Genomic DNA, 12,235 nt, shown 5'->3' on the forward strand with positions numbered 1-12,235 from the left:
ATCTGATGTCTCATCTCATTCTTCAAGGGCCGCGCCTGGATAGCGCCATCATCGAAAAAATTGCGGCAGTGGTGCAGGCCGATGGAGTGCAGGAACTGGGTCCCACCGCTGTACGCCTGCTGGGTGCTGACGACACGCAGCGCGCTGAGGTGCAGGCTCTGTGCAAGACCGGCGCGATGGACTTTGCCTTTCTGGAGCAGATTGATCGCCTGAAAGAAATGCGCGTGCTGGCAATGGACATGGATTCCACGCTGATCAATATCGAGTGTATTGACGAGATTGCCGATATGGCTGGTCGCAAGGAACAAGTTGCCACGATTACCGAAGCGGCCATGCGCGGTGAAATCAAGGATTTCACCGAAAGCCTGAATCGTCGTGTCGCGTTTTTGGAAGGTGTACCCGTCAGTGATCTGACTCGTGTCTATGAAGAGCGCTTGCAGCCCAATCTGGGCGCGGACCGCCTGATTGCGACGGCTCATGCTCATGGGGTGAAAACCTTGCTGGTGTCGGGTGGCTTTACCTTCTTCACCGAACGTATGAAAGACCGGTTCAGCTTGAGCTACGCCCATTCCAATACCTTGGAAGTGGTGGACGGCAAGCTGACAGGCAAAGTGCTGGGCGCGATTGTGGATGGTCAGGCTAAAGCGCGTTTCCTGCAGGAACTGGCGGCTGAGCTGGGTGCAGGTCCAGAGCAATGTATTGCGATTGGCGATGGGGCCAATGACTTGCCCATGATGTCCAAGGCCAAGTACTCGGTGGCTTACCGAGCCAAGCCGGTGGTGCAGGAGCAAGCCAGCTTTGCTTTGAATCACTCTCCGCTGGATGCCGTGTTGAACTGGTTCCGTTTGGACGTTTGATGTCGGTGGATCGTCAGCGTAGTCTGGCGAAAAAATGAAGGTGGGCGCCGCAAACTCAAGGCTTACTAAGAGTTGGTCTGTATATAGGCCTTCCAGCTCACCAGCGTAAACGCACAAGGCAGGAGTTTGGCTGTCAAAAATAAAAGAGCGCTGTCCTTGGGCAGCGCTCTTTTCTATATCCCAGCCTTGTTGTGAAGGCTTACTTCTCTTTGCGCAAGCTGTTCAAGACATTACGCACAGCCTGGATACGGTTCTTGATTTCCTCGCCTTTGGTAATTTCAACCTTGAGCTTGTCCGGCCCAGCCAGGCGTACCTGCTTGTTCTTTTGGACCAGTTCAATAATGCTGACGGCGTCCACATTGGGCTTGGAAGAAAACTGAATCGTCGCCTGGGCTTCGCTGGCATCGATTTTCACAATCCCCAAGGGCTCGGCCTTGATGCGCAGGCGATGCACGGCCAGCAGGTTCTCGCCCGCTTCTGGCAGCAGGCCGTAGCGGTCAATCAGTTCCTCATGGATATGGATCAGATCGTCTTCCGTACGGGCGTGTGACAGAGCCTTGTAGTGTCCCAGACGGGCGTTCACATCCGGACAGTAGTTGGCCGGCAGCAGGGCGGAGGTGTGCAGATTCACTTCGCACTGCAAGGCAAAAGGCGAATCCAGATCAGGCTCTTCACCGGCTTTCAGGGCTTTGACAGCGGTATTGAGCATATCCGCATACATGGAATAGCCCACTTCCTGAATATCGCCGGACTGGGATTCGCCCAACACTTCCCCGGCGCCCCGAATTTCCAGATCATGCATGGCCAGGAAAAAGCCTGCACCCAGCTCTTCCATGGCTTGAATGGCCTCCAGTCGCTTCTTCGCATTGCTGGTGATGGCATCCTCGCCAGGGGTCAGCAGATAGGCATAGGCCTGGTGGTGGGAACGGCCCACTCGTCCGCGCAACTGGTGGAGCTGAGCCAGACCCAGGCGATCCGCACGGTGAATGACGATGGTATTGGCCGTGGGCACGTCAATGCCGGTTTCAATAATCGTGGTACACAGCAGCACGTTGTAGCGCTTCTGGTAGAAGCCCTTCATGACGGCTTCCAGTTCGCGCTCCGGCATTTGGCCGTGGGCCACTGCAATACTGGCTTCCGGCACCAGCTCTTCCAGACGGGCACGCCGGTTGTGAATGGTTTCGACTTCGTTGTGCAGGAAGTAGACCTGGCCACCGCGTTTCAATTCGCGCAGCAGCGCTTCACGTATGGTGCTGCCATCTTCCCGGCGTACAAAGGTTTTGATCGCCAGACGTTTTTGTGGTGCCGTGGCAATCACGGAAAAGTCCCGTATGCCTTCCAGGGACATGCCTAAGGTACGTGGAATAGGGGTGGCGGTCAGGGTCAGGATATCGACTTCGGCACGCAGTTGCTTCAAGGCTTCTTTCTGGCGCACACCAAAGCGGTGTTCTTCGTCGATGATGACCAGGCCCAGTTGTTTGAAACGCACATCCGAAGACAGGATCTTGTGCGTACCAATCACAATATCCACGCTGCCGTCGCGCAGGCCTGCAATCGCAGCCTGGGTTTCCTTGGTCGAGCGGAAGCGGGACAGCTCGGCAACACGGATAGGCCAGTCGGCAAAACGGTCCGAGAAGGTCTGCGCATGTTGCTCAGCCAACAAGGTGGTCGGGCACAACAAGGCAACTTGCTTGCCATTGGCTACGGCCAGGAAGGCGGCACGCAGGGCGACTTCGGTTTTCCCAAAGCCTACATCCCCGCAGACCAGACGATCCATAGGCTGGCCCGACGTCATATCGTTCACGACGGCCTCAATGGCTGCGGCCTGATCCGGAGTCTCCTCAAAGCCGAAACCCTCGGAAAAGGCTTGATAGTCATTCAGAGGCAGCTTGAACTGGAAGCCTTCACGAGCGGCGCGCTGGGCGTAGAGAGCCAGCAGTTCAGCCGCGCTGTCACGTGCTTGCTTGGCTGCACGACGGCGGGCTTTATCCCATTGGCCAGAGCCCAGTTGGTGCAAAGGCGCATGCTCGGGGTCGGCACCGCTGTAACGGGCGATTACGTGCAACTGGGCCACGGGCACATACAAGGTGCTGCCCTTGGCGTATTCCAGGTGCAGGAACTCGACCGGGCCTTCGCCCAGGTCCATTTCTTTCAGACCGCAGTAGCGACCAATCCCGTGCTCGGCGTGAACCACGGGGTCGCCCTCGCGCAGTTCGGACAGGTCCCGCACCATGGCTTCCACATCGCTGCTGCGCTCGTTGCGGCGACGGCTGCTTTGGGTGCGTGTCTGGGTGGGGTAGAGGTCGTTTTCAGTCAGCAGGCTCAGGCTGTCGTGCACCAGCGCAAAACCACGTGACAGCGGGGCGACGACCAGGGCAAAGGCGGCGTCTGACTCCAGAAAGTCGGCCAGATTCTGGCAATCTGCCGCGGGCGACAAATCGTGCTCACGCAGCATTTGCAGCAGAGTTTCCCGACGGCCCGCCGAATCGGCACATAATACCGTCCGGTTTTTCGGGTCCAGTACCTCTTGCCGTAATTGAGCTAAAGGATCCTTGTCGCGTCGGTTGACCGCCACCACAGGTAAAGCCTCAAAGTCTGGGTGGGCGATAGGCTGATCATCAGCTTGCGTGTTCAGACTCAGGCGGCTAAAGGGTTTGATGCCATTGAAGAACTGCTCGTCTGACAGAAACAGGCTTTCCGGCGGCAGAATCGGGCGTTCACGGTCGTTTTTCAGGAAAGAGAAACGGCTATGGGTGTCGCTCTGGAAGCGGCCGATCGCGTTTTGTGCATCCCCGTGAGTAATGACCAGGCTGCCTTGCGGCACGTAGTCCATCAAGGTGGCCGTTTCTTCAAAGAACAGCGGCAGATAGTATTCGATACCGGCAAAGGCAATGCCGCTGCCTACATCTTTATAGGGCAGGGCACGTGACGGATCACCCTCAAAGAACTCGCGGAAACGCGCCCGGAATTGCGTGCGCGCCTCTTCGTCCATGGGGAATTCACGGCCGGGCAACAGCTGGATTTCCTTGACCGGATACAGGCTGCGCTGGGTGTCGATATCGAAGCTGCGTATGCTTTCGATCTCGTTGTCGAACAGGTCCAGACGGTAGGGCAGCACTGAACCCATAGGGAACAGGTCAATCAGGCCACCGCGAATGCTGAACTCGCCCGGGGCACTGACCTGTGTCATATGGGTGTAGTTTGCCAGCATTAACTGGGCGCGCAACTGCGCTTCATCCAGTTCGTCGCCCTGACGGAAGGAGAAGGTGTAGGCGGCCAGAAAAGAAGGCGGCGCCAGACGATACAGGGCCGTGGTGACGGGTACTGTCAGCACATCGACCTCGTGCATGGTCAGCGCATGCAAGGTGCGCAGGCGCTCGGAGATCAGATCCTGGTGGGGAGAGAAGCTGTCATAGGGCAGCGTTTCCCAGTCCGGCAGTTGGCGCACGCGCAGGGCGGGGCCAAACAACAGGATTTCCTCGGCCAGCCTTTGGGCAGTCAAGGGATCGGCGCAGAGCACCAGAATAGGCGCTTTATGCTGGCGGGCCAGGTCGGCAATCAGGCAGGCATCGCCCGAGCCAGGGGGCATGGGTTGCGAGTAGCGTTGACCGGGGCGTAAGGCAGCCAGCACATCTTGGGTGCTGGGCAGGGACAGGGAGTGCTGTTTTTCGGTTTCCATCAGGATTGTCATTATAAAATCACCCACCTATGAAGACTACCTTGATTGCAATTGTTCCAGCCGCCGGTATCGGCTCGCGCGCCCTGGATTCTGCCACGAAGGCGCAAGGCTTGCCCAAGCAATACCGTTTGCTGGGCGGGCAGCCCATGTTGCGCCGCTCGGTACAGGCTTTGCTGGCCGATGAGCGCATCAGCCAGGTGCGGGTGGCGGTAGCCCCCGGTGACACCTGGGCCGCCGACGCACTGGCAGGCTTGCCGCGCACGGTCTGCCTGCCTTGTGGTGGAGAAACGCGGGCTGAAACGGTACTCAATACCTTGCAGAGTCTGGATAAGGACGAACAAGCCTGGGTTCTGGTTCACGATGCCGCTCGCCCCGGTTTGCCCAGGCAAGCCCTGGCGCGGCTGATTGATGCCTGCTTGCAGGCGCAACGCGGTGGCTTGCTGGCTTTGCCCGTGCCTGATACTGTCAAGCGCGCAACGCCCGCCGAGCCGGCGGCGGCGCAGGAAACGGTGGACAGAGACGGCCTGTGGTTGGCGCAGACTCCCCAGCTGTTTCCCGCGCATGCCTTGCGCGAGGCCTTGCAAGCGGCTAAAGAACAGGGTTTTGTGGTGACGGACGAGGCCAGTGCCATGGAATTGGCAGGCAGCCAGGCCTTATTAATATTGGGTTCGGCACGGAATTTTAAAGTCACCTGGCCTGAGGATTTTGAATTGATGGAGAAATGGTTATGAGCATGCCGATTCGCGTAGGGCAAGGTTTTGATGTGCATGTGCTGTGCGAAGGCCGACCTTTGATTCTGGGCGGTGTCACCATTCCGCATACGCATGGTCTGATGGGGCATTCGGATGCTGATGCCTTGCTGCATGCCATTACCGATGCAATTCTGGGGGCGGCGGGCCTGGGCGATATTGGTCGTCACTTTCCGGATACGGACCCCAAATACAAGGGCGCTGATAGTCGTGTCTTGCTGCGTCATGCTTATGAGCAGGTACGCGCAGCCGGCTGGTTGGTAGGCAATGTGGATGCCACGATTCATGCACAAAAACCCAAGATCGCACCACATGCCCCGGCGATGGTGGCCAATATCGAGGCCGATCTGCAATTGGAACCTGGCAGTGTGAACATCAAGGGCAAGACAAACGAGGCGATTGGCTTTGTGGGGCGCCAGGAAGGGATTGCGGTCACTTCCGTGGCCCTGCTGTATCGCGCCTGAGTGGTTTTAGTTTGAGACCAGCCTTGGGCAGGGAAAAATCCCTGCCCAAGTTTTATTCGGCTCAGGAAGCTTTGCTGTCCTTATCGGCCTGAGTTCCAGGCGCATTGCGACTGGCACGGATACGTGGCAACTGGATACGGGCGGTCAAACCTTCGGAGGGAGCACTGACCAGCTCAAAGTGGCCTCCCACTTGTCCCAGCAAGCGCTCCACAATAGCCAGCCCCAAGCCCGCGCCACTGACACCTGTGCGTGCAGAGACGCCACGGGAGAACGGGCGCAGCAGGCGCTGGATATCGCCTTTTGCAATACCGGCTCCCTGATCCTTGACGGCAATCACCAGAATATTGCCGTGCTGATGCGCCGACAGCTCGATGCGCGCCCGATCATCCTCAGGGCTGCGTCCATAGCGACGGGCATTTTCGATCAGGTTGGAGACGATACGCTTCAAATCGTGAGCGCTGATGCGGGCATACAGATTGGGTTCGACGGAAGCCGTCAAAATCCCACCCAGCGATTCGGTATGTGTGCGTTCGCGTTCGTAGACGTCATTGAGCACAGCGGAAACATCGATGCCATGTTCTGGGACAGCCGTAGCGGGACGGGCGTATTCCATCAGTTGACCAATACTGTGGTCAATCTGTGCCAGGTCCTCGTCAATGGCGGCGCGGGTTTCGTCCGATACCTGGCTTAACTCGATTTCCAGACGCATGCGCGCCAGCGGTGTGCGCAAATCGTGCGAAATGCCAGCCAGCATGATTTCCCTATCGGCCTCCGTCTGGCGAATGTCGCGCGCCATGCGGTTAAAGGCGATATTCATGTCGCGGATTTCAACCGGGCCTTTTTCGGGCAGGGTGCTGGGAGTCTCGCCACGGGCCAGTTGCTGAGCCACTTTGGCCAACTGGGCCAAGGGCCGGTTCACAAAGCGCACACTGACCGCAGCACCGATCAGGGCCAGCAGCAAGGCGGTTGCGCCCCAGCCCAGCCACTCCACACCGGCCGTCAGACTTAATTGTTCGCGGTCAAAGACCAGCCAATACTGATCTTCATTGATATCAAAGGAAACCCAGATGCCCGGCACGCTATTGACCGACCACATGATCAGGGTCTGGCTACCCAGTGCGCCACGCACTTCGGTAGAAACGTGCTGCCAGTAGTTGGAGCGCGGCAGGGGCTCAAGCTCGTCGGTGTTCTCGCGTGGCTGCACGCGCAGACTTTCCTTGGTGGCCAGATCCAGCAACAGGGCAGGGCGTACCGCCGGGGGCGCGTACACCAGGGCCGAGCGGGTGATGCTGACAATGGATGCCACGCGTTGCGCCATTTGGGCCGCGCGTGGGCCTTCTTCCATACTGAAGAATACTTGCAGCCAGGCACCCAGGCTGACGAGCATTAACGCTGCGAGCAATAAAAAAGACCGGCTGAATAAACCCAGCCGGATACTTGAGTTTTTGCTTGCTCGGCGTTGGGCGGCCACGGCGGGCCGCCCGTCTTGCTGACCGGAAGACAAGGTCAGTTACCGCCGTCTGGAACAAAAACGTAGCCCAGACCCCAGACCGTTTGAATGAACACGGGCTTGGAGGCATTGGGTTCGATCAGCTTGCGCAGACGCGAAATCTGCACGTCCAGGCTGCGGTCAAAAGCTTCGTACTCACGGCCACGCGCCAGTTCCATCAGTTTGTCGCGCGACAAGGGGATCTTGGGATGACGGGCAAACACTTTCAGCACGGAGAATTCGCCCGTTGTAATGGGGACGACTTCGTTATTGCGTGTCAGTGTTCGAGTGGACAGGTTCAGCACATAGGGGCCGAACTCGATCGATTCATTTTCCTGACTAGGTGCGCCGGGGTGTTCCTCGGTACCACGGCGTCGCAAGATAGCGTTGACACGGGCCAGCAGTTCGCGGGGGTTGAAAGGCTTGATGAGGTAGTCATCGGCACCCATCTCCAGGCCTACGATACGGTCGATTTCTTCGGCCTTGGCGGTAAGCATGATGATGGGGGTATTGTCGTGACCGCCGCGCAGCCGGCGACAGATGGATAGGCCATCCTCGCCTGGCAGCATCAGATCCAGTACCAGCAGATCGAAATGCTCGCGTTGCCAGAGTTTGGCCATTTCTTTACCGTCTTCCGCAACGAAGACGTTGAATCCTTGTTCAGACAAGTAGCGGCGCAATAAATCGCGCAGCCGGGGATCGTCGTCAACGACAAGGATTTTGCGGGTGAGGGGGGGGGTCGGCGTATTCATAGCGAAAATGTAACAGGCATCAGAAAGCGCGTATAGGGGGATGTAGAAAAATATTACACATTAAGTGTTTTGTACTATTTATGCGCCTTGCAGCAGGTTTGTACTGGCTTTGAAGAAGATTGTATGGTGGCAAATAGTCTGGCTGATCGGTTTGAGTCAGGTCAAAAAAATAGCAGCCTGAGGGGAAACCCACTCGAAATTTCACTGTGGGCAGCTTTGTCCCTGTTCGATCCCGGAGAGCTGCCTATTTTGAGTCTGCTTAAACTAAAATAGCGCGATGGATGCACATATTCTTGCCCTGGAGACTTCCTCCAATCTCTGTGAACTGACCTTGTTGTCTCGCACCCAGGCGGGTATTTCGCTTGTGGAGCTGAGCCATGAGGGTAGCGGCGACCACGCCGAACGTCTTCTGCCCATGGCCGAGCAACTGCTGGAGCAGGCCGGTCTGGATAGACAGGCGCTGACTGCCATTGCGTTCGGCCAAGGTCCTGGCGGTTTTACCGGGCTGCGCGTGGCCTGTGGCGTGGCCCAAGGCATGGCCTTTGCGTTGAATTTGCCGGTGCTGCCTGTCTCGTCCCTGTTGGCGGCTGCCGCTTGCGGCACGCCCGTAGAGGGCACCGCCTATGTGGTGGCACAGGATGCGCGTATGCAAGAGGTCTATGCCGCGGTGTACAGCTGGACGGCTGAAAATTCCTGGTCTGTGCTGCAAAGCCCGGTCTTGCTGGATGCTGCACAGGTCACGACCTGGATTGCCCGCTTGCAGGCTGAGGGTTTGATTGCAGAGCAGCAGCCTATTCAAGTTGTGGGTGATGCGCTGGAGCAGTTTCCTGATCTGGCTCCTGCCGTTCTGGCGCAGGGCTGGGAAGTCGGCCAGGCCTGGCGTGCAACGGGGGCCAGCGTGGCGCATTTGGCTCTGCATGATCTGGATGAGGGGCGTGGTGTTTCCCCGGATCTGGCCATGCCGCTGTATGTGCGCGAGAAAGTCGCCTACACCATTCAGGAGCGTGAACAGGGCTTGGGCGGAAACCCGGCGGCTCTGGATCAACCCCTGCAAATTGAAGCCATGCAGGCTGGGCATGTGTCCGCCGTGCTGGATATCGAGCGTCGTGTGGAAAGTCACCCCTGGACGGCGGGCAACTTCACGGATGCCTTGGGTAATAGCGCGTATTGCTCCCGGATCATTCACAAGCAAGGTCAGGTGCAAGGCTATGCCATTTGGCTGCAAGCCCCCGATATGATCGAGCTTTTGCTGATTGGAGTGGCCCCTGAACAGCAGCGGCGCGGTCTGGCTCGGCAATTGCTGGATGATGGCCTGGAATGGGCCCGTCAGCATCAGCTGGAGCGCGTGGTTCTGGAAGTGCGGGCCTCGAATGCACCGGCTATTGGCCTGTATCAGAAGTACGGTTTCAAGGCGGATGGCCTGCGAAAAAACTACTACCCGCTTGGCGATGGACAGCGCGAAGACGCGGTCTTGATGAGTCTGAATCTGGCCATCAAGGCAGAGGCATGATCGATTTTCAGCCTATCTCCCCTCTGCAGCGCACCTGGCTTTTGGAGTTGGGCCTGGAGCGTGCTTTTTTGGCGCGTCTGCCTCAGGCGCAGCCTGTGGTGCAGTCCGCGGCTGTGGCCGCTCCTGCGCAAGAGCCCGCAGCAGCAAGGCAGACGGCTCAGCCGGTAGAGCGGCCTCTTGATGATGCGGGCAGTCTTTCCCCTATTTCAGCCCCCGCTGCGGCTACGGATGCCATGTCGGCCCGTGATCAGGCGCTGGCGGTCTTGCGCAAATCCGGTGCCAGACCGGTAGCAGCTGCTCCTGTAGAAGAAGTGGTGCAGCGGCCTGCCGTGCTGATTCAGCCTGAAAAAGCGCAAGATATGGCCGGCTTGCTGGAGCAGGTACAGGCTTGTCAGGAATGCGGTTTGCATACGGGCCGTGCTCAAGTGGTTTTTGGTTCCGAACCCTTGTCCGAGCCGGACTGGATGATTATTGGTGAAGCACCGGGTACCAGCGATGATCGTAGTGCCAAGCCTTTTGATGGCAAGGCGGGCCTGCTCTTGCAAGCCATGCTCAATAGCGCGATTCCCAATGCCTCGGTTTATAAAACGCATCTGGTGAAGTGTCGCCCCCTGGGTAATCGTCCCCCTACTCAGGAAGAGCTGGTGGCGTGTCGGGCTTTTCTGGATGCGCAGATTCGCTTGGTGCAGCCACGCCGCTTGCTGGCCGTCGGCCATTTGGCGGCAGTGGCACTAAGTGGTCGTGATGAGGATCTGGAGGCTTTGCGGGGTCAGGCGCTGACCTATACCGACGCTCAGGGCCGCAGTCTGCCTTTGGTGGTGACTTATCATCCGGCCTCGCTGTTGCTGCGTCCGCAGCACAAAGCCAATGCCTGGCGAGACTTGTCCTTGCTGCGCGAGTTGCAGAGCCAGTCCTGAGCCTTGATGCCGTGATGGTTTCCTAGCCGACGGTTTGTCTCAAGATAAAAAAAAGCCCCCGAAGGGGCTTTTTTTATTTGGCCGTCAAGGCCTGTCCATGACCTTCCTGACCAATGCAGGCTTCCAGCTCGGGGTGCGCGCGCAGATTGGCGTTTTTCCAGATGATGAATACCGTCATCAAGGACGCTACCATCAGGCCAAAGAACACAATGATGTAGTTGATGGGCAAACGCAGCCACAGCAGCAGGCTGTACAGCGCCAGCATGAACAGAATGTTCAGTTGCTCATTGAAGTTCTGTACGGCAATGGAGTGACCGGCCGACAGCATCACGTGGCCGCGATGTTGCAGCAGGGCATTCATGGGGACGACGAAAAAGCCGGACAAGCCACCAATACCCATCAGCAGGGTGTAGACCGCCCATTTCTCATGCACCAAAGGCATGAGCAGAACGACAAAGCCCATTGCCACGCCCACTGGCAGAACGGCCAGGGATTTCTTCAAGGGAACGCGGGCGGCAAAGACGGCGCCAAAGACCGTGCCCAAAGCGGCAACGCCCATCAGGACGGAGGCCTGGTCCAGGCGATAGCCCAGATGCTGAGCGCCCCACTCGATCACAATGAATTGCAGCGTGGCACCGGCACCCCAGAACAGGGTTGTCACGGCCAGCGAGATCTGGCCCAGCTTGTCACGCCACAGAATGTGCACGTAGGTACGGAATTCCTTGAGCAGCAAAATGGGGTTCTTTTGCTGGGGCGGGTAGTCGATATTGGTGCGTGGGATCAGCAGATTGCACAGGGCCGCCGACAGATAGATAAAGGAAATCAGCAAGATAGCGACTTCGGCACGTGTCTGGGCCAAAGGTGCAATCAATGGGTGTTCGGCCAGCGAGCTGGCGATAGACGGGTTGATCAGGACACCGCCCAGCACCGTGCCGCCGATGATGGACAGAACAGTCAGCCCTTCAATCCAGCTATTGCCCTTGACCAACTGTTCGGGCTTGAGCATCTCGGTGACGATGCCGTACTTGGCCGGGGAGTAGGCGGCAGCACCGATACCAACCAGGGTGTAGGAGACAAAGACCAGAACCAGTTGCTGGGAGTCGTTCATGCCAAAGTACTGGTGGCAGAACATCAACATACAGCCGATCAGCTTGATGGCGTTGGTGGCGAACATCACCCGGCCCTTGGGATACGAGTCGGCAAAGGCACCTACAAAGGCGGCCAATAGCACGTAGGACAGCGCAAACCACCATTTCATCATGGGGACCATCCAGATAGGTCCGTGCAGGTCAGCGATCAGGGCGATGGCGGCGATCAGCAAGGCATTGTCGGCAACTGACGACAATGCCTGCGCGGCCATGACCAGATAAAATCCTTTATTCAAAATACATCCCGAATGCGTGTGTCTTTTCAAAACAGTACGGTGACTGCAAGACACGAATCAAGGTCAGGTATCAGGCAGGACGAGCTGGCTGGGGGCTGCTCACCACAGTTTTCCTGATAAAGCCTGAGCCGGTGCGAAATTTACGAAGAGAGATGGGGAGCAAGAATAACAGGGACTGCGGGGGCAGTGGTATTAGAAATTCATTGCAGGTGTGTGTCTGCTCGGATTTTCGGGCCGGGCGCAGCTTGCTCAAGCCCTATTGTAGATGCCTTGCCTGAGCCTGCTTTCCCGCGTGCCAAGCAGGGTAAACAGGGCTTGACGGCATAGGGGTATGTACTGCCTTATCATTCTTGCAGCCATGGCCTGGTTTTCATTTGTTTTTTAGCCGTCTTTGCTATGGGTGGCAGGTGCTGCGGTATCATACGATTCGCGGT

9 protein-coding genes are annotated in these 12,235 nt (G+C 57.8%); 5 read left to right on the forward strand and 4 right to left on the reverse strand.

Features of this window, described 5'->3' with window-relative positions; all coding sequences use genetic code 11:
• Positions 1–5: 5 nt before the first annotated feature.
• Complete coding sequence (gene serB / locus Q9R35_RS01120) at positions 6–857, forward strand: phosphoserine phosphatase SerB (RefSeq protein WP_042482577.1); 852 nt, start codon at positions 6–8, stop codon at positions 855–857.
• A gap of 199 nt (positions 858–1,056) precedes the next feature.
• On the opposite strand, the gene mfd is transcribed toward serB, so the two are convergent.
• The gene (gene mfd / locus Q9R35_RS01125; RefSeq protein ID WP_086046117.1) at positions 1,057–4,536 is read right to left on the reverse strand and encodes a transcription-repair coupling factor; all 3,480 of its coding nucleotides are present in this window, start codon (positions 4,534–4,536) and stop codon (positions 1,057–1,059) included.
• Between the two features lie 29 nt (positions 4,537–4,565).
• Here mfd and ispD point away from each other — a divergent pair, with 29 nt between their 5' ends.
• Both ispD and ispF read left to right on the forward strand, forming a co-directional pair.
• The gene (gene ispD / locus Q9R35_RS01130; protein WP_042482505.1) at positions 4,566–5,267 is read left to right on the forward strand and encodes a 2-C-methyl-D-erythritol 4-phosphate cytidylyltransferase; all 702 of its coding nucleotides are present in this window, start codon (positions 4,566–4,568) and stop codon (positions 5,265–5,267) included.
• Entirely contained in the window at positions 5,264–5,749 is a 486-nt protein-coding gene (gene ispF / locus Q9R35_RS01135) for a 2-C-methyl-D-erythritol 2,4-cyclodiphosphate synthase (RefSeq protein WP_021446886.1), read from the forward strand. Before ispD ends, ispF begins: the two co-directional genes overlap by 4 nt.
• A 61-nt stretch (positions 5,750–5,810) precedes the next feature.
• Here the strand turns inward: ispF and Q9R35_RS01140 are convergent, their stop codons facing one another.
• Both Q9R35_RS01140 and ompR read right to left on the reverse strand, forming a co-directional pair.
• A complete protein-coding gene (locus Q9R35_RS01140; protein WP_042482571.1) occupies positions 5,811–7,220 on the reverse strand; it encodes an ATP-binding protein in 1,410 nt (469 codons plus the stop codon).
• 35 nt (positions 7,221–7,255) lie between these two features.
• Positions 7,256–7,990, reverse strand: coding sequence for a two-component system response regulator OmpR (ompR, locus tag Q9R35_RS01145; RefSeq protein WP_003801024.1), 735 nt, complete (start codon positions 7,988–7,990; stop codon positions 7,256–7,258).
• 277 nt (positions 7,991–8,267) lie between these two features.
• On the opposite strand from ompR, the gene Q9R35_RS01150 reads away from it, so the two are divergent.
• Entirely contained in the window at positions 8,268–9,500 is a 1,233-nt protein-coding gene (locus Q9R35_RS01150) for a bifunctional tRNA (adenosine(37)-N6)-threonylcarbamoyltransferase complex dimerization subunit type 1 TsaB/ribosomal protein alanine acetyltransferase RimI (RefSeq protein WP_045930245.1), read from the forward strand.
• The gene (locus Q9R35_RS01155) at positions 9,497–10,417 is read left to right on the forward strand and encodes a uracil-DNA glycosylase (protein WP_311219239.1); all 921 of its coding nucleotides are present in this window, start codon (positions 9,497–9,499) and stop codon (positions 10,415–10,417) included. Before Q9R35_RS01150 ends, Q9R35_RS01155 begins: the two co-directional genes overlap by 4 nt.
• 73 nt (positions 10,418–10,490) lie before the next feature.
• Here Q9R35_RS01155 and lplT read toward each other — a convergent pair whose 3' ends face one another.
• Positions 10,491–11,801: a lysophospholipid transporter LplT gene (gene lplT / locus Q9R35_RS01160; protein ID WP_042482497.1), complete on the reverse strand. Its 1,311-nt coding sequence runs from the start codon at positions 11,799–11,801 to the stop codon at positions 10,491–10,493.
• Positions 11,802–12,235 lie beyond the last annotated feature (434 nt).

The sequence above is a fragment of the Alcaligenes sp. AB3 genome (assembly GCF_031844565.1).
Classification (GTDB): Bacteria; Pseudomonadota; Gammaproteobacteria; order Burkholderiales; family Burkholderiaceae_B; genus Alcaligenes; species Alcaligenes faecalis.

Coding starts and splice junctions, on each gene's coding strand:
- serB (WP_042482577.1), top strand. CDS start 6: ATGTCTCATCTCATTCTTCAAGGGCCGCGCCTGGATAGCGCCATCATC.
- mfd (WP_086046117.1), bottom strand. CDS start 4,536: ATGGAAACCGAAAAACAGCACTCCCTGTCCCTGCCCAGCACCCAAGAT.
- ispD (WP_042482505.1), top strand. CDS start 4,566: ATGAAGACTACCTTGATTGCAATTGTTCCAGCCGCCGGTATCGGCTCG.
- ispF (WP_021446886.1), top strand. CDS start 5,264: ATGAGCATGCCGATTCGCGTAGGGCAAGGTTTTGATGTGCATGTGCTG.
- ompR (WP_003801024.1), bottom strand. CDS start 7,990: ATGAATACGCCGACCCCCCCCCTCACCCGCAAAATCCTTGTCGTTGAC.
- Q9R35_RS01150 (WP_045930245.1), top strand. CDS start 8,268: ATGGATGCACATATTCTTGCCCTGGAGACTTCCTCCAATCTCTGTGAA.
- Q9R35_RS01155 (WP_311219239.1), top strand. CDS start 9,497: ATGATCGATTTTCAGCCTATCTCCCCTCTGCAGCGCACCTGGCTTTTG.